15 protein-coding genes are annotated in these 15,964 nt (G+C 65.5%); 8 read left to right on the plus strand and 7 right to left on the minus strand.

Annotation, left to right across the window (positions count from 1 at the left end):
* Positions 1-2 precede the first annotated feature (2 nt).
* On the minus strand, positions 3-992 hold the full coding sequence (locus Q9293_RS02445; RefSeq protein ID WP_306249677.1) for a fumarylacetoacetate hydrolase family protein: 990 nt from the start codon (positions 990-992) through the stop codon (positions 3-5).
* A 96-nt stretch (positions 993-1,088) separates the two neighbouring features.
* Here Q9293_RS02445 and Q9293_RS02450 point away from each other — a divergent pair, with 96 nt between their 5' ends.
* Complete coding sequence (locus tag Q9293_RS02450) at positions 1,089-1,985, plus strand: MBL fold metallo-hydrolase (RefSeq protein WP_306249679.1); 897 nt, start codon at positions 1,089-1,091, stop codon at positions 1,983-1,985.
* A gap of 9 nt (positions 1,986-1,994) precedes the next feature.
* Here the strand turns inward: Q9293_RS02450 and bioA are convergent, their stop codons facing one another.
* Genes bioA through Q9293_RS02465 form a run of 3 tightly spaced genes read right to left on the minus strand, consistent with a single transcriptional unit; the run spans position 1,995 to position 4,595 of the window.
* On the minus strand, positions 1,995-3,359 hold the full coding sequence (bioA, locus tag Q9293_RS02455) for an adenosylmethionine--8-amino-7-oxononanoate transaminase (RefSeq protein WP_306249681.1): 1,365 nt from the start codon (positions 3,357-3,359) through the stop codon (positions 1,995-1,997).
* A 4-nt stretch (positions 3,360-3,363) separates the two neighbouring features.
* Complete coding sequence (gene bioD, locus Q9293_RS02460; RefSeq protein ID WP_306249683.1) at positions 3,364-3,969, minus strand: dethiobiotin synthase; 606 nt, start codon at positions 3,967-3,969, stop codon at positions 3,364-3,366.
* An 8-nt stretch (positions 3,970-3,977) separates the two neighbouring features.
* Complete coding sequence (locus Q9293_RS02465) at positions 3,978-4,595, minus strand: tetratricopeptide repeat protein (protein WP_306249686.1); 618 nt, start codon at positions 4,593-4,595, stop codon at positions 3,978-3,980.
* 148 nt (positions 4,596-4,743) lie between these two features.
* Here Q9293_RS02465 and Q9293_RS02470 point away from each other — a divergent pair, with 148 nt between their 5' ends.
* Entirely contained in the window at positions 4,744-7,356 is a 2,613-nt protein-coding gene (locus Q9293_RS02470) for a CHASE domain-containing protein (RefSeq protein ID WP_306249688.1), read from the plus strand.
* Here Q9293_RS02470 and Q9293_RS02475 read toward each other — a convergent pair whose 3' ends face one another.
* On the minus strand, positions 7,357-8,499 hold the full coding sequence (locus Q9293_RS02475; protein ID WP_306249691.1) for an 8-amino-7-oxononanoate synthase: 1,143 nt from the start codon (positions 8,497-8,499) through the stop codon (positions 7,357-7,359).
* A gap of 90 nt (positions 8,500-8,589) precedes the next feature.
* Here Q9293_RS02475 and Q9293_RS02480 point away from each other — a divergent pair, with 90 nt between their 5' ends.
* The 6 genes from Q9293_RS02480 to Q9293_RS02505 all read left to right on the plus strand — a co-directional run bounded on the left by Q9293_RS02480 (position 8,590) and on the right by Q9293_RS02505 (position 13,596).
* Complete coding sequence (locus Q9293_RS02480) at positions 8,590-9,270, plus strand: Bax inhibitor-1 family protein (RefSeq protein ID WP_306249693.1); 681 nt, start codon at positions 8,590-8,592, stop codon at positions 9,268-9,270.
* Between the two features lie 126 nt (positions 9,271-9,396).
* Positions 9,397-10,455 carry a peptidylprolyl isomerase gene (locus tag Q9293_RS02485; protein ID WP_306249695.1) on the plus strand — a complete coding sequence of 353 codons (1,059 nt, stop codon included), beginning with the start codon at positions 9,397-9,399 and terminating at the stop codon, positions 10,453-10,455.
* The gene (locus tag Q9293_RS02490) at positions 10,452-11,543 is read left to right on the plus strand and encodes a peptidylprolyl isomerase (RefSeq protein ID WP_306249697.1); all 1,092 of its coding nucleotides are present in this window, start codon (positions 10,452-10,454) and stop codon (positions 11,541-11,543) included. The genes Q9293_RS02485 and Q9293_RS02490 overlap by 4 nt, the downstream gene beginning before the upstream one ends.
* A 3-nt stretch (positions 11,544-11,546) precedes the next feature.
* Positions 11,547-11,870, plus strand: a complete 324-nt coding sequence (locus Q9293_RS02495; RefSeq protein ID WP_306249699.1) for an RNA-binding S4 domain-containing protein — start codon at positions 11,547-11,549, stop codon at positions 11,868-11,870.
* A 54-nt stretch (positions 11,871-11,924) separates the two neighbouring features.
* Positions 11,925-12,923: a 3'-5' exoribonuclease YhaM family protein gene (locus Q9293_RS02500; protein ID WP_306249701.1), complete on the plus strand. Its 999-nt coding sequence runs from the start codon at positions 11,925-11,927 to the stop codon at positions 12,921-12,923.
* A gap of 187 nt (positions 12,924-13,110) precedes the next feature.
* Positions 13,111-13,596, plus strand: a complete 486-nt coding sequence (locus Q9293_RS02505) for a hypothetical protein (protein ID WP_306249703.1) — start codon at positions 13,111-13,113, stop codon at positions 13,594-13,596.
* Positions 13,597-13,719: 123 nt separating this feature from the next.
* Here the strand turns inward: Q9293_RS02505 and Q9293_RS02510 are convergent, their stop codons facing one another.
* Together Q9293_RS02510 and Q9293_RS02515 are read right to left on the minus strand one after the other, a co-directional pair.
* Complete coding sequence (locus Q9293_RS02510) at positions 13,720-15,084, minus strand: tetratricopeptide repeat protein (RefSeq protein WP_306249704.1); 1,365 nt, start codon at positions 15,082-15,084, stop codon at positions 13,720-13,722.
* 58 nt (positions 15,085-15,142) lie between these two features.
* Positions 15,143-15,958 (minus strand): uracil-DNA glycosylase family protein, encoded by an 816-nt coding sequence (locus Q9293_RS02515; protein WP_306249706.1) that lies wholly within the window; start codon positions 15,956-15,958, stop codon positions 15,143-15,145.
* Positions 15,959-15,964 lie beyond the last annotated feature (6 nt).

Here is a 15,964-nt window from a genome sequence, read left to right on the forward strand (position 1 = left end):
TCCTAGTGGTGATCCATTCCGCGGGGGCCTGCGGAGACGAGGGAATCCGCGACTTCGGGACCGGCCACGCGGACCACGCGGTTGACGAGGCGGCCCAGGCCCTCGATGGCCATGACCACTTCGTCGCCCTCCTTCAGCCACAGGTTCTGGGTGACCTTCGAGCCGTTCAGCTCCAGCAGGCAGCCCGTTCCCACGGTGCCGCTGCCGATGACCTCGCCCGCGTGCATCTGGATGCCATAGCTGGTGCGCTGGAGGATCTGGGCGAAGGTCCAGTTCATGCTGGCCGCGTCGCCTTTGGACAGCAGCTGTCCGTTCACTTCGCAGGTCATGGTCGCCTTCAGCACCTCGCCCTGGGGCGTCCTCTCCAGGGGCAGCTCGTCCTTGGTGACCAGCCAGGGGCCCAGGCTGGTGGCGAAGTCCTTGCCCTTGCAGGGGCCGAGGGAGAGCTTCATCTCCTCCATCTGCAGGTGGCGGGCGCTCCAATCGTTCATCACCAGGTAGCCGAAGATGGCGGCGTCCGCCTCTTCCAACGTGGCATTGCGCAGGGGGCGGCCGGTGACGATGGCCACTTCCAGCTCGTAGTCCAGCCGCGTGAGGTGGTGCTCCTGCACCTGAAGGTCGCCGGGGCCCGTCACCGCGAGGTGGTTCGTGAAGTAGGTGACGGGGAAGAGGTCGAACTCGGGGATCATGTCGAGCCCGCGGTTGCGCCGGGCGGTGGAGACATGCTGGCGGAAGGCGTAACCATCGCGCATGGAGACGGGGCGGGGGATGGGGGCCAGCAGCTGCACGGAGGCGGCTTCGATCACGGCTGCGGCCGGAGGCGCGGCGACCAGCGCCTTGGCCAGGGGCAGCAGCTCATCCTGGCGGCGGATGAGGGTGAGCATGTCCACGGCCAGGCGGGGCTCGGCGGCGGCGAAATCGAGGATGCGGCCATCGGCCAGGACAGCGCCGATCTTCTCCGATCCGGTTTGCAGGAAGGTCACCAACTTCATGTCGTGCTCCACAGTAGGGGGCCAGTATAGGGCGGCTGGAACATCACTCCGGCGTCGTCATTCCTGCCACGAAGGGGTGCCGGGTACACTGCGTCCATGCGCCTTCCATTCATCGCCAGCTTCCTCCTCTGCGGGATCGCCCTGTCACAGCCTGCCGTGACCTCCACCCCTGTTCCGCTGAAGCCGATCCAGGTGGGTCAGCTGAAGGTCTGGGCCCTGCGGGACGGCCTCATCTCCCTGGAGGGCTCGCTGCTTTCCGGCATCACGCCCACCGAGGTGCGCCGGCTGCTGGGCGGAAAGGACGCCGCCGCCACGCCGGTGAACACATTCCTGGTGAAGCTGCCCGGGAAAACCGTGCTTGTGGACACGGGCATCGGCAAGGATCCCGAGGAGGACTCGGGCCACCTGTCGGAAGGTCTGGCCGCCGCGGGGGTCACCCCCACGGACATCGACCTGATCGTCATCACGCACTACCACTTCGACCACATCGGCGGCCTGCTGAAAGCCGATGGCAGCCGGGCCTTTCCCAAGGCGCGGCTCTGCGTGCCGCGCAGCGAGCAGGCCTTCTGGTTCGAGGACGAGGCGAAGCTGCCGGAGCGCCTGCGGGGCCGCATCCCAAAGCTCAAGGCCATCTTCGCTGCCTATGAAGCCGCCGGGGCATTCCTGGTCTTCGAGGATGGCGCCGAGTTGACGCCGGGCCTGCGATCGGTGAGCGCCCATGGGCACACCGGCGGCCACACGGTGTACGCCTTCACGTCTGGCGGACGCGAACTCTGGTGCATCGGCGACCTCATCCACTTCGGCGCGGTGCAGATCGAGCACCCCGAGGTGGGCATCAGCTTCGACCTGGCGGGTGCGAAGGCGATCCAGGTCCGCCAGGATTTGTTTCGGAAGGCCGCCCAAGCCAAGGTGGTGCTGGCGGGGGCCCACCTGCCGGAGCTGGTACAGCTGGAGGCCAAGGGCACTGGTTTCGTGGCCACGCCCGTTCGCTGAGCGGGCCGCTCAGCCGTTGAGGAGCGCGAGGAGTGTCTCCGCGGCCTCGGCGATGCGCGCTGGTGGGGTGCTCAGCGGCGGCAGCAGGTAGAGGCAGTCGCCGATGGGACGGGCCAGCAGACCTTGGTCGAGGGCGCGGCGATGCAGACGCCAACCGAAGCGCGCTTCGGGATCGTGTGCCCGGCCTGTCTTTGGATCCACCAGGCGACAGGCGCCGATGGTGCCCAGCACGCGGGCCTGGCGGATGGCCGGGTGGCTGGCGAGGGTGGTGAAGGCCTCCGTCATGGCCGCGTTCAGCGCCTGGGCCTGGGCCAGCACCGGCTCTTCGTCGAAAAGGGCCAGGCTGGCGCAGGCCACGGCGCAGGCGGTGGGGTTGGCCGTGTAGCTGTGGCCGTGGAGGAAGGCGCGGCCCGAGGTGGGCTCACCCCAGAAGTGGCTGTAGATGGCCTCGGTGGCCCAGGTCATCGACAGCGGCAGCGTGCCGCCCGTGAGGCCCTTCGAGAGGCAGAGCAGGTCGGGCGCCACACCCGCCTGCTCGCAGGCCAGGAAGGTGCCGGTGCGGCCGAAGCCCGTGGCCACTTCATCGAGGATGAGGTACACGCCATGGGCATCGCACTGGGCGCGCAGTTCCTGCAGGCACTCCGGGGGCCACATGCGCATGCCGCCCGCGCACTGGATGAGGGGCTCGGCGATGAAGGCGGCCAGCCGCGCGCCGTGCTCGGTGAAGAAGGCGCGGATCTGCTGGCGGGAGGCCTCCAACCGCTCCGGCCAGCCGCTGAGGTCGGGCTGCAGCTCACGGCGCGGATCCTCGGGCACATCCAGGCGCTCGCAGGCCAGCAGCAGCGGGCTGAAGAGCCCGGTCATGAAGTTCTCCAGTTCACCCACGCCCACGGCGCCCAGGGTGTCGCCGTGGTAGCCGCCGCGCAGGGCGCCGAAGCGGGCGCGGCCGTTCTCGCCGCGCTGCAGCTGGGCCTGGAAGGCCATCTTGAGGGCCACTTCCACAGCGGTGCTGCCGTTGTCCGAGAAGAAGGCGCGGGTGAGGTTCGCGGGCAGCTTGGGGCGCAGCCGCGTCACCAGCTCAAGGGCGGGTTCGTGGGTGAAGCCCGCGAACATCACGTGATCGAGCTTCGCGGCCTGGCGCTCCAGTGCGCTCACCAGGCGCGGGTGGCCATGGCCGTGGAGACAGGTCCACCAGCTGGAGATGCCGTCCAGCACGCGCTCGCCATTGGCCAGCAGCAGGTCGCAGCCCTCGCCGCCGATGACGGGCACGGGCGGATCGGCCTCATGCACCTTCATCTGGGTGAAGGGGTGCCACAGGTGGGCCCGGTCCAGGGCGAGGCGATCGGTCCAGTCGGGGGGCAGGGGGCTCGGCATGCCCTCAGTCTAGGACCACCACCGGCATGGGGAGGAAACCCCGCAGCACCGAGGCGTTCACCGCGGCGGCTTCCCGGCTGCAGCCGTCAGCGCCGGGATTCAGCAGCACGGCTTCGATGCGCCAGCCCCGCAGCATGAGGGCCTCGGCGGAGAGCAGCGTGTGGTTGAGGGTGCCCAGCCCGCCCAGAGCCACCAGCACGCAGGGGATCTTCAGCTCCGTGGCCCAGGCCAGGAAGTGCGTGCTTGGCGCCAGCGGCACCATGAGCCCGCCCACGCCTTCCAGCAGGATGCGGCCTTCAGCCGGTCGCTGGCACCAGTGCGCGGCGTCCGCCAGATCGAGCGTTTTTCCCTCCAGCTGGGCCGCTGCCAGCGGAGACAGCGGTGCCCGCAACAGGGTGTGGTTCTCTGCGGTAATGCCGGGACCGCTTACCGCGCTGGCATCGGCCTCGGGATGGTCGGCCCGGTCCACGCCAGTCTGGAAGGGCTTGCGGTACACGACGGGCCCCGACTGGGCCCAGGTCCGGGCGATCCGCGACGACACATGCGTCTTGCCCACGCCGGTGCCGGTGCCAAGCACCCAGAGGGGGCTGGGAAGGGTGGTGAAGTCCAAAGGCTGGGCTACTTCTTCAGCTGGCTCAGCATCTGCCGGGCCTGGGCGGCCTGGTCGCTGTTGGGCGCGGTGGTGAGGATCTTGTTCCAGGCCTTGGCGGCCTCGTCGGGCTTGTTCAGATCGTTGGCGTAGACCACGCCGATGTTGAACAGGCTCTGGACGTGGGTGGGGTCCAGCTTGTTGGCCTTCTGGAAATTGGCCAGAGCCTTGTCGTACTGGCCCATGGCCCGGTACATGACGCCCTGGTCGGTGAGCACGTTGGGATCCACCGGTTTCAGGGCCAGGGCCTTGGCATAGGCATCCACGGCCTTCTGGGGCTGGTGGGAATCGAAGTATTCGTTGCCCAGGGCCGCCCAGGCATCATGGTTTTTGGGGTCGGCCAGCACGGCGGCCTCGATGCGCGCGATGCGGGCCTGCACTTCGGCGGAGGGCGGTGCGAGGGGCATGGCGCCTTGGGCGGGAGCCGCCGGCAGGGCACCGCCAAGGGAGGGGGCGGGCAGAACAGCTGTGGTGGGCGCGGCGACCACAGGGGCGCTTTCATCCTTGGAGGGGCTGAACACGAAGTAGCCTGCGATGAAACCGGCGACCAGACCTCCTGCCAGGGCGAGCATGATGTTGCGATTCAAGCGGCACCTCCTGAAGACCCTTCGGTCCATTGGAATTCTCCCACAGGTCAGGCTTTGAGGTTCCCGTGTCGATGAAATAGGCGGCGATGATTCCCTCGGGAGGAACCGCCTGCGAGCATGGAGTTCGCCCTTAATAAAGAAGATGCCTTTGCCACCTACCATCTCGGGACCACCCTCTCCACCGTCGCTATGGCGGCGCCTCCGCACCCTTTCAGTGCTGCTGGTGGGTTTGGGGCTCTCCCTGGGTGGATTCTTCCTGACCCGGGATTCCTACCGGCGCCAGGTGGAGGCACAGTTCCAGGCCGCGGCGCGGGACCGCGCCGAAAGCGTGGTGCAGGGCATGCAGAACGGCTTCGATGACGTGGTCGTGCTCCGAGGTTTTTACGAGGCCAGTGACCAGGTGACGCGCGAGGATTTCCGCACCTTCCTGGAACCGGTGATTGCCCGCCATCCCTACATCCAGGCGCTGCAGTGGCTGCCCCGCGTCAGTCCCGCCAATCGGGCGGCCCTGGAGGCCGAAGCGCGGAAGGGTTATCCGGATTTCCGCTTCTTCTTCAGGGAGGCGGACGGGGCGATCCATGAAATCCCACCCGGGACGATCTTCCACGCGGTGCAGTTCGTGGCTCCGCTCAAGGGGAATGAAGTCACGCTCGGTTTTTCGGCGGAGAACCTTTCAACCCGGCAGGAGGCGCTGCAGCGGGCTCTGCGCACGGGTGAGCTGGCCGCCAGCGGGCGCGTGCGCCTCATCCAGGAAACAGGCAATCAGGCTGGTGTGTTGGTGATGATCCCCGTGCGGGACGCCAAAGGCCAGAACCTGGGCGTGGTTCAAGGCGTCTTCCGCATGGGGGATCTGGTCCAGAAATCCCTGGCCTTCCTGGAGCCCAAGGGGGTCGAGGTGCGATTGATTGATGCCAGTGCACCGGCGGCCGAAGGGCTCCTGCACGAAGAACCCTCGCCCTTGCCTGCTCTGGGCCAGACGCGCGAAGAAGGGCTTCGCCTGGTGCGCACCTTCAAGTTGGCGGGGCGCACCTGGACGGTGGCGGTGAACCCCGCGCCAGGACACTACCTCCTGGGCACGCCCACCCGCGCCTGGGCGGTGCTGGCAGCGGGCTTCGCCTTCTCCCTGCTGCTGTCGGTCTACGTGAGCACCCTGCTGGCCAGCGAGGCGAAAGTTCGGGTTCAGGTGGAGGTTCGCACCCGGGAACTGCTGGAGGAAACCGAAAGCCATCGGCGGGATGCCCAGGCCCTGCGGGAAAGCGAGTCGCGTTTCCGCCGTTTGATCGAGGTGATGGGCGATGGCCTTTGGGTGGTGGATGCCAGTGGCATCACGACCTTCGTGAACCGCCGGATGTCCGAGATGCTCGGCCACGAGCCGGAGGAACTGGCCGGCCGTCCCTTCCTCGACTTCGTGGCCGAATCCGACCAGATGGAGGTCAAGCGGAACCTGACTGAGCGCCAGGAAGGCCTGAGCGCCCAGCACGATGTCCGCTTCCGCCGCCGTGATGGCAGCGACCTCTGGACCATCGTCACGGGCACGCCGGTGCTGGATGAGCAGGGCCAGGTGGTGAGCATCATGGGCGTGGTCACGGACATCACCGAACGGCGGCGCCAGGAACAGGCCCAGCTTCAAAGCCAGAAACTGGAGAGCCTCGGCGTCCTGGCCGGCGGCATCGCCCACGACTTCAACAACCTGCTGACGGCCATCCTGGGGAACATCAGCCTGGCCCAGCTCTGCATCCCCAAGCTGTCTCCGGCCTGGCCCTACCTTGAGAACATGGAACGCACGGTCCACCGCGCCACGAACCTCACGCGGCAGATGCTGGCCTACTCAGGCAAGGGCCGATTCACGGTGGCGCCCCTGGACTTGAACCAGGCGGTGGAGGAGATGTCACACCTGCTGAGCGTATCCATCTCCAAGAAGGTGGCCCTCCGGTATCACCTGCAGTCGGGGCTGCCCGTCCTCGTGGCTGAGGCTTCGCAAATCCAGCAGGTGGTGATGAACCTCGTCACCAATGCCTCAGAGGCCATCGGGGAGGGCGAGGGCATCGTGGCCATCCGCACCGGCTCCATGACCTACGACTCCGAGGCCCTGGCGCGGGACTTCCCCGGTCAGCCCATCGAGCCGGGCCTCTTCCTCACGCTGGAAGTCTCCGACACGGGACAGGGCATGACGCCCGAGGTGCAGGCGCGCATCTTCGAGCCCTTCTTCACCACCAAGTTTACGGGCCGGGGCCTGGGGCTGTCGGCCATGCAGGGCATCGTGCGGGGGCACCGGGGTGGCATCCGGCTCTACAGCGAGGCGGGGAAGGGCACCACCTTCAAACTCATCTTCCCGGCGGGCAGCGGCGATCCAGCGAAGAAGGAGCGGCCCCGCGATTCTGAGGATTGGAGCGGAAGCGGCACCATCCTGGTGGTCGATGATGAAGAGGGCGTGCGGAACGTGGCCGCGGACATCTTGCGCTCCGCAGGCTTCGACGTGGTGACGGCCCACGACGGCCTGCAGGCCCTGGAACGCTTCCGTGAAGGGGCCGGATCCATCCGCGCCGTGCTCATGGACCTCACCATGCCCCACTTGGATGGGGCGGAAAGCTTTCGCGAACTGAGGCGCCTTGATCCGGGATGCCGGGTGGTGCTCACCAGCGGCTACAACGAGCAGGAGGCCATCCAGGATTTCCTGGGCAAGGGCCTGGCGGCCTTCGTGCAGAAACCCTTCGTGCGGGAGGATCTGCTGCGGGCCATGCGCAAGGCCCTGGAGGCGTGATCAGCGGTTTGCCCGAAGCTGATGGAGAGCTGCGATGAGTCCATCCAGTTCCGCATCCGTCAGGTGTGCCCCCGTGGTGATGCGCAGGCGGGCGGAGCCTTCCGGCACGGTGGGCGGGCGCACCGCGCGCACATCGTAGCCGAGTTCCTGCAGCGCCTTCGCCAGGCGGACGGCCTCGATGTCTGCCCCCACGGGTACGGGAACGATGGCCGAGGTCTGATCCGGCTGGCCCAAAGCCTGCCGCAGGCGATGGGCGAGGCCCAGGGCCCGCTCCCGCCGCCAGGACTCGGCCCGTGCAATGCGGATGCCTTCCAAGGCGGCGCCTAGCACGGGGGGAGGCAGGGCGGTCGAGAAGATGAACCCTCTGGCCGTGTTGAGAAGGTGCTCCCTCAGCAGCCGATCACCGCACACGAAGGCGCCGAAGGCGCCCAAGGCCTTGCCCAGGGTGCCCATGACCAGGGGGATGCGCCCGTGGACGCCCTGCTGCTGGGCCAGTCCGGTGCCATCGCAGCCCAGAATCCCCGTGGCGTGGGCCTCATCCACCAGCAGCAGGGCGCCGTGCCGCTCGCAGAGCGCGAGGAGAGACGGAAGGTCGGCGACATCGCCATCCATGCTGAACACCGCGTCTGTGGCCACCAAGGCCAGGGCCTCAAGGGGCGAGGCGGAGCGCCAGGCGACGAGTTGGGCCTCCAGATCAGCGAGGTTCAGATGCCGGTAGATCCCCACCTGGGCGCCTCCGGCCCGGGCCAAGCGGCAACCATCCACCAGGGAGGCGTGGTTGAGGGCATCGGAAAACACCGCGTCGCCGCGGCCGACCAGAGCCGGGATCAGGGCGGCATTGGCCTGGTAGCCGGTGTTGAAAAGCAGGCAGGCCTCTTGGCCTTTCCACTGGGCCAGGGTCGCCTCCAGAGCCTCATGGAGTTCGCAGGTGCCGCGCAGCAGCCGCGCTGCACCTGCCCCGGCGCCATGCCGGTGGGCGGCCCGGGCCGCTGCCTCGGCCAGGCGGGGATCGCGCCGCAGGCCCAGGTAGTCGTTGGAACAAACATCCACCCCGGCAGCCGGATGGATGCTTCGATCCCGGCCCAAGGTTTGACGGTGTTGGGCCTGCAGGTGGAGACGGGCTTGCCAGGGGGGAGGGATCACGGAACCTCGGGGAGGGTCACGGCAGGGATAAGGTGGGGGAATGTTAGGATCTGAGTGGGATCCGCGTTCGGATCTCCCTTGGAGCGTGGCATGGATCTTCAGCAGTCGTGGCAGGGAGCTTCGGAAGGGACCCGGTCCCGCATTGATTTTGTCCGAAGCGTCTATCTGTGGCTCATGGGTGGGTTCGCTGTGGCGGCCCTGGGGGCGTTGAGTGCGCCCGTGGTCGGGAAGGCCCTGATTTCGGTGGCCGGAGGGTTTTGGCACTGGATCCTCTTCGGTGTCCAGTTCGGATCGCTGATGTTCGCGTCGGCAGTCAGCCGTCGGCGGCCCCTGAACCGCCTGGCCTATGGGTTGTTTACCTACATTTCGGGCACCATCGCGGGCATCGTGGCCCTCATCGTGGCTCAGGGTGCGGGATTCACGCCGGTGTTCATGGCCTTTGGCCTTACGGGCGTGGTCTTCATGACCCTGACCATCACGGTCTTCGTCTCGAAGAAGGATTTCAGCTTCCTGCGCAACTTCGTCATCGTGGGCATCGCCGTGATGTTCTTCGGTGGGCTGGCGGCGGCCATCTTCCATCTCGAGACCTTCGGTCTGGTCATTTCCGGCGTGGCGGTGATCGCCTGCTCAGCCAAGCTGCTGTGGGATACGTCGGCCATGCTTCGCACCAACGATTTTGGCGATCCCGCCGGATTCGCGCTGTCCCTCTTCGTCAGCCTCTACAACATCTTCCTCTCCCTGATGAACCTGCTCGGCGGACGGCGCCGTTAGGGGCCGTCCGGAACCGTCCTAAGCTTTTGAGGGCGGTTCCGGCTACGGCCCCTTATGCCGCCGACATGCGATTCTGATAGATAACTAAAAAATGACGGCCTAGCGCCCACTGAACCAAGGAAAACCATGCTTCGTGTCTCTCTGATTTCCCTTCTCGCCCTCGGTGTCGTCGCCCAGGAACCGGCGAAAACGGCCACCAAGGCGCCCGCCAAGGCCGCCGCCAAAGTCAAGGCCAAGGCTGAGGCTGGCGCGAAGGCAGCGCCCGCCCCTTCTGCGGACAAGTCCCCCGTGCTGGCCCGCGTGGGTGGTGAAGTGATCACCGAAGAGGATTTCCAGGCCGCCTTCCGCCTGCTGGGGCAGCAGGAGCAGATGCAGCTCCTCATGTTCCAGGGCGGCAAGGAGGAGTTCGTCAAGCGCATGGCCGAAAGCAAGCTCCTGTCTGTGAAGGCCAAGCGCCTGGGCCTGGACAAGACACCCAGCTACATCCGGGGTCTGGACCGGGCCAAGGATGACCTGCTGGCCCGGGAATTCCTCACCAAGGAGGGTGAGGGCCTGCAGAAGAAGCTGGTGGTGGCCGAGGCCGACGTGAAGGCCTACTACGACAAGCACCCCGAGCGCTTCAAGCAGCCGGACCTGGTGTCGGTGCGGCACATCCTGGTGTCTGTGAAGCAGGGCGAAGGTCAGCCCGGCCTGACGGATGAAGAGGCCAAGGCCCGCATCGCCAAGGTGCAGGACGAGCTGAAGGGCGGCGCCAAGTTCGAGGAGCTGGCCAAGACCTACAGCGATGACCCGGGCAGCAAGGATAACGGCGGCCTCTACGCCGATGGGGATCCCTCGAAATGGGTGGCGGAATTTGGAGCTGCGGCCCGCAACCAGCCCATTGGCGAAGTGGGTGCCCCCGTGAAGACTCAGTTCGGCTACCACCTGATCAAGGTGGAAGGCCGCAAGCCCTCCCGCCAGGTGCCCTTCGAGGAAGCCAAGCAGGGCGCCGAAAAGATGGCCCAGCAGGAACGCCAGGCCACCGTGTGGAACGAGCTGATGGATGGGCTCCGCAAGGAGATACCCTTCGAGCTGGTGAAACCCGCGGCGCCCAAGGCCCAACCCGCCAAGGCGCCTGAGGCGAAACCCGCCACGGCGCCCGAGGCCGCCAAGGCGCCGGATGCAGGGAAGGGAGGTGCTCAGTGAGGGCGCTGTTCCTGCTACCCCTGCTTCTTGCGGTGCCCATGGCCTGCAGGAAGCCCGCCGTGAAGCCTGCGGTCAAAACAGAAACCAAGGCCGAAACGACGACTGATACCAAATCTGACACCAAGGTCGATGCTGGTTCGGCCGCCAAGTCCGATGGCAAGCCCGATGTCCGCGAGGAGATCCTGGTGGTGGTGAACAAGCACATCATCTCCCGCCGGAGCCTGGGCCAGGCGGTGGAGCAACAGCACGCCGCCCTCTACCGGCAGTTCTCGGGCAAAGAGCTCGATGAAAAACTGCGCGATGCCCGTGAGAAAACCCTCACGGGGCTCGTGGATGCCTTCCTGCTGGAAGACAAGGGCACTGAGCTGGGCTCGCCCGTCACCGATGAATATGTCCGCGCCAGCATCGACGGCATCAAAAAAGAGAACAATTTCGCCACGGATGCCGACTTGGAGCGAGCCCTCAAGGGCAGCCTGGGCATCGGCCTCCCCGAGTTCATGAAGCGCCAGAAGCAGCAGGCCATCCAGCAGTTCGTGCTGCAGCGGGAAGTGTTCTCCAAGGTGGCAGTGGAAGACAACGAGCTGCGCGCCTACTACGAGGATCATAAGGATGAGTACCGGCTGCCCAGCCGTTTCCGCATCCGCGAGCTGGTGATCGCCAAGGGCGCCACGCCCGAGGAACTCGCCGAGGCCCGGAAGCAGGTGGAAGCCATTCAGGCGGAGCTGAAGGGCGGCAAATCCTTCGAGGAGCTGGCCCGCCTCCATTCCACCAGCCCCAGCAAGGCCACCGGCGGTGACCTGGGTTGGATGAACCTGGGTTTCCTCCGAGCCAGCATTGAAGGCACGGCTCTGAAAATGAAACCCGATGAAATCTCGGCGCCCATCGAGACGGACAAGGACATCTACCTGATCCAGCTCATCTCGCTGGAGGATGCTCCCGTGAAGGCCTTTGCTGACGTGAAGGCCAAGATCCTGGAAAAACTGCAGGAGCCCAAGGCCCAGAACGCCATCGAGCAGTACCTGTCCAACCTGCGCATGCGGGCCAACATCCGCTACCTGGTGCCCAAGGACGAGATTCTGAAAGGCTGAGGCATGCGTCTTGACGCCTTTTTGAAAAAGAGCCTGCTCATCAAGCGGCGCGAGCTGGCCAATCAGCTCTGCGACGAGGGGATGGTCCGGGTGAACGGCGTTCCCCGCAAGGCCAGCCAGGACGTGAAGGCCGAGGATGAGCTGGAATTCCCGCTCTACAACCGGGTGCTGAAGGTCCGGGTGCTGGCGCTGCCCGACGGCAACGTGAAGAAGGCTGACCAGTGGTCGCTTTTCGAGGTGCTGGAAGACAAGCGCATCCCCCTGGAGCTGGGCTGGGGCGACGAGGATCCTTTCGCGCCGCCGCCCAAGGTTCCGCGCAACCATTAGACAGCGATTGTCGCCCCGCTGGGATTCATCCTGGAGGGGGCACCAGGAGTTTCCATGCCCGATCAGCCCCTCATCCGGAACCTCAAGGAAGGGGAGGCCTTCCAGGGCTTTCTCCTGGCCCAGGAAGCTGCCTACAAAGTCAGCGCCAAAGGCAGCGAGTATCTCGAATTGAAGCTGGCGGATGCCTCGGGCGACCTGAAGGCCTTCCTCTGGGATATCCGGGCCATTGAGGGCGACATGGACGCCATCCAGGCCGATGTCTTTCTGCGGGTGAAGGGTGCGGTGACCACCTACAACGGCCGTCTCCAGATGAAGCTGGACAAGGTCCGGTTCGCGGCGGATGCGGAGGTGGGGGATTTTTCGGCCTTCTTCCCCGTGAGCTCGCGGCCGGTGCCGGAGATGCTGGCAGAGCTGGACGGCCTGCTGGACTCGGTTCGGGATCCCTGGATCCAGGCCCTCCTGAAGGCGCTATTCATCGAAAATGGGAGCTTGCGGGCGGCCTTCGCCCTGGCGCCTGCTGCCAAATCCATGCACCACGCCTTTCTTGGCGGCCTGCTGGAGCACACCTTGTCGGTCCTGGGCATGGCGGAGCGGGCCTGCGCGCATTACCCCAGCCTGAACCGCGACCTGGTGATGGCGGGAGCCCTCCTGCACGATGTCGGCAAGACTGCCGAGCTGAGCTACCAGCGCAGCTTCGGCTACACGGACGCCGGCAACCTCCTGGGCCATATCGCCATGGAGGCGGAATGGATCAGCCGAGAGGTGGGCAAGATCCCCGGTTTCCCCGAGGAGCTCCGCCTGCACATCCTGCATATCGTGCTTAGTCACCATGGTCGTCTGGAATTCGGATCGCCTGTCCTCCCCAAGACACCGGAGGCATTGCTGGTCCATCATCTGGACGATCTGGATGGCAAGCTGGAAGTCATGTTCCGGGCTCTGCAGGACGACACGGGAACAGGGGCCTGGAGTCCCTACAGCCGAGCCTTGGACCGCGTGATTTACCGAAGGCGGTGGGCAGGGGTGGCAGCGGAGGATGGAGCTGTCCAAAACTGAACAGGTTTAATTCTGCCTGACCGTTTGTGGACGCACGCTGTGCCCTTTCTGGGGGGCCCTGGGCAGCTCTCGCTGGGCAAGGTGCGTGAGGAAGTGCTGACAAATCAAGGTCTGTACCCTTTTTTTGGGGGTAGAAAATTCCTGGCACGGCTCTGGCTCATATGAGTAGGTCTACTCGAGGTGCTCCATGAAGCTGTCCCGCAAAGCCAAGCGTTATGACGATTCTGTTCTTCCTGGCGAGTTTCAAGGGTTTGAAACCTTCCACCAAACGGATGTGGAGCTGGATGGCACCTTGGATGGCTTCCTTCGCCGCGAAGACAATGGCGTGCAGCTTGGCGAGATGGTGCTGGAGCGCAATGCCCCCAAGAAGCTAAGCTTCGCGAAGCTGAAGACCAAGGCCGAACGGCTTTCCGAGCAGGTGAACTACCTGCGGGAGCGCCTGGAGATCGTGGACCACGACCGCCGGGGGATGTACATCCAGCTCCGAAGCCTGCCGCCCTACAAGGACGACACCCAGATCCAGTTCAACGAGATCAGCATCGGCAAGAACAAGATCGTGGTGAAGCGGATCGCCTTCTACCGCAAGGATGAGGTCAAGCAGCAGGTGCCCCTTCAGCTCTCCGAACTGGAGCTGAAGCGCCTTCTGTTCGATATTCGACAGGCCATCGCCTAAGGGCTCGTAATTGCACGAAAACCACTGATGAGGCTTATTTTAAGCATGCAGTGGTGGGGCGCCGGGGGGCGCCCCCTGTGTTGTACGGTGGTCGGGTTCAGGCGTTGGCGAAATCGGGGCGCCTTAGAGCATCGCGAGCCAGCTGCCCGATTCACCACGGATGGGGCCTTCGGGAAGGTCGCTTTCCTTGAAGAGGAAGTGGCCGCTGTTCCAGCTGCCGCAGCTTTCGCAGCGGTCGGTGTAGTCCTGGGTGCGGTGGCCGCAGACAGCGCATTCATAGCGGAGCTTGAGCACGCCCAGGTTTCGGAGCAGCTGGCGGTACTCGTTCAGAGCGGCGTCCAGGCGGGCGCGGCGGCTGTGGATCTTGGCCATGAAGAAAAACAGGATGGGGCTGTAAACCACCTGGCTGCGGACTTCCTGGAAGAGATCCAAAGCCTCATCGAGGATCTCAAGACGGTAGAGCATCTTGCCCAGGAAGAACTTGGCGGTGGTGGCGTGTTTGGAGGTGGCGGCCACGCGGCGCAGCAGCGCCAGGCCGTCCTCGGGCCGGCCCAGCTGGATGAAGTAGTCCTCCATCTCCTGCAGGAAGGTGCCCTCGCCGGTCTTGCGGAAGCCTTCGAGAAGGATCTCCAGGCCCTGGGCCTCCTGGTCCTGCAGAATCATGCAGCGGCCCAGGCTGAGGTAGGCGGGCACGAAGTCCGGTTCATCCTTGATGACCTGCTGGAAGATCTGGGCGGCGTCCTTGAACTGGTCGGCCTCCACCTTGGCCATGCCCACTTGGTAGGTGAGCGCAGAACCCTGGGCCTTTTCGGCCTGCGACAGCTCACCTGGGAAGTTCGCCAGCAGCTTCTTATGGGCTTCGGAAGCCTCCTCCCAGCGTTGGGCTTCCATGTGCAAAGCACGGAGGCGCCGCCAGGCGCGCAGCGCTTTCTTGGGATGGTCGGCAGCCAGCTTCTTCAGCACTGCAACCGAGGCCTCGGGATTGCGGACGGACATGAAGGCCTCTGCCAGCTGATAGCGGGCCTCCACTTGGTCAGGCTCATCTTCGCAGAGGGCCTGGAAGAGCTTCACGGCCTCCTCGGCGCTGCCCGTTTTCATGAGAATCTCGCCCAGCAGCATGCGGGCCGGAATGTGTTCCCGGCGCTGCTCAAGGATGGTCTCCAGAATCTCCTTGGCTTCGCGCGGCAGGCCGTGAGCCACGAGGTCGCGGGCATCCTGCATGCGCTCTGAAATGCGCTTCACCAGGCGGTTGTCGGCGGAATCATTGAGTCCACGCACCAGCCGGATCACTTCCATGATGCCGGTGTAGAGCACGTTCAGGAGGAAGCCCAGCAGGAAGGTGATGAGGATGACGCTCTGCAGCTTGATGCTTTCACCGAACACCACCACTTCCTTCACCAGCAGATCGTGGTTCGTGAGATACAGGTTGCCTAGCACCATCAGAACCAGCAGCAGAAGCACGATGAAGAACACGTTGACAAGACGCATGGGCGGCCCTCGAAAGCTGCGCCTAGCATGACACAGGTCGGGATCCGGCTTCCGGCCCTCAGGCGCCTGCGGCCTTGTCGGCCCACTCCTTCGCGGCTTTAAGATCCTCCCAGACCGCGCGGCGCACATCCTGGGTGTACTGGCGCAGCACGTAGGCCGGGTGGAAGGTGGGCATGACAGGAATGTCGCGGCCCCCAATGTTCACGCGCTTCCACTGGCCCCGGACCCGGGTGATGCCCTCGGCGACGCCCACCAGCTCGCGCAGGGGCGTGGCGCCCAGGGTCACGATGACGCTGGGGCCGATGAGTTCGATCTGGCGACGCAGGTAGCCGAGGCAGGCATGGGCTTCTTCAGGCGTGGGGGTGCGGTTGTCGGGGGGGCGGCACTTCACCACGTTGGCGATGTAGACTTCCTCGCGCTTCAATCCGATGGCGCCGATCATCTTGTCCAGCAGTTCGCCCGCCTTGCCCACGAAGGGGCGGCCCTGCAGATCCTCGTCCCGGCCGGGCCCCTCGCCCACGAAGAGGAGGCGGGCCTTGGGATTTCCCTCGCCGAACACGAATTTCAATCGACCGGGCCCCAGGGGGCAGGCCAGGCAGCCCTGGATGGCGGCCTGAAGCTCCGACAGGGTTGATGTCGCTGCGACCACCTCCACCGGGGGACAGCCCTGGGCATCTGTGGGCGGGACGTAGGCTTTTGGGGGCTTGGCGGCGGGCGCTGGAGCTGGGACAGGGCGGGCCGGGGTTGGGCGGACTGAGGGGGAGCGAGAAGGGGCCGGTGGTTCAGCTTCGGCGGCCTGCACCGGCGTGCGTACAAGCCCGATGACCCCCAGTTCGTCCAGGGTGTCGCGCCAGGCTTGAAGCGGATGTTCCATCCCCTC

It is taken from the genome of Geothrix sp. PMB-07, assembly GCF_030758935.1.
In the GTDB taxonomy this organism is placed as follows: domain Bacteria; phylum Acidobacteriota; class Holophagae; order Holophagales; family Holophagaceae; genus Geothrix.

Excerpts from the sequence above, each read along its gene's own strand:
- Q9293_RS02445 (WP_306249677.1), bottom strand. The coding sequence starts at position 992 with ATGAAGTTGGTGACCTTCCTGCAAACCGGATCGGAGAAGATCGGCGCT.
- Q9293_RS02450 (WP_306249679.1), top strand. The coding sequence starts at position 1,089 with ATGCGCCTTCCATTCATCGCCAGCTTCCTCCTCTGCGGGATCGCCCTG.
- bioA (WP_306249681.1), bottom strand. The coding sequence starts at position 3,359 with ATGCCGAGCCCCCTGCCCCCCGACTGGACCGATCGCCTCGCCCTGGAC.
- Q9293_RS02480 (WP_306249693.1), top strand. The coding sequence starts at position 8,590 with ATGGATCTTCAGCAGTCGTGGCAGGGAGCTTCGGAAGGGACCCGGTCC.
- Q9293_RS02485 (WP_306249695.1), top strand. The coding sequence starts at position 9,397 with ATGCTTCGTGTCTCTCTGATTTCCCTTCTCGCCCTCGGTGTCGTCGCC.
- Q9293_RS02495 (WP_306249699.1), top strand. The coding sequence starts at position 11,547 with ATGCGTCTTGACGCCTTTTTGAAAAAGAGCCTGCTCATCAAGCGGCGC.
- Q9293_RS02500 (WP_306249701.1), top strand. The coding sequence starts at position 11,925 with ATGCCCGATCAGCCCCTCATCCGGAACCTCAAGGAAGGGGAGGCCTTC.
- Q9293_RS02505 (WP_306249703.1), top strand. The coding sequence starts at position 13,111 with ATGAAGCTGTCCCGCAAAGCCAAGCGTTATGACGATTCTGTTCTTCCT.
- Q9293_RS02510 (WP_306249704.1), bottom strand. The coding sequence starts at position 15,084 with ATGCGTCTTGTCAACGTGTTCTTCATCGTGCTTCTGCTGCTGGTTCTG.
- Q9293_RS02515 (WP_306249706.1), bottom strand. The coding sequence starts at position 15,958 with ATGGAACATCCGCTTCAAGCCTGGCGCGACACCCTGGACGAACTGGGG.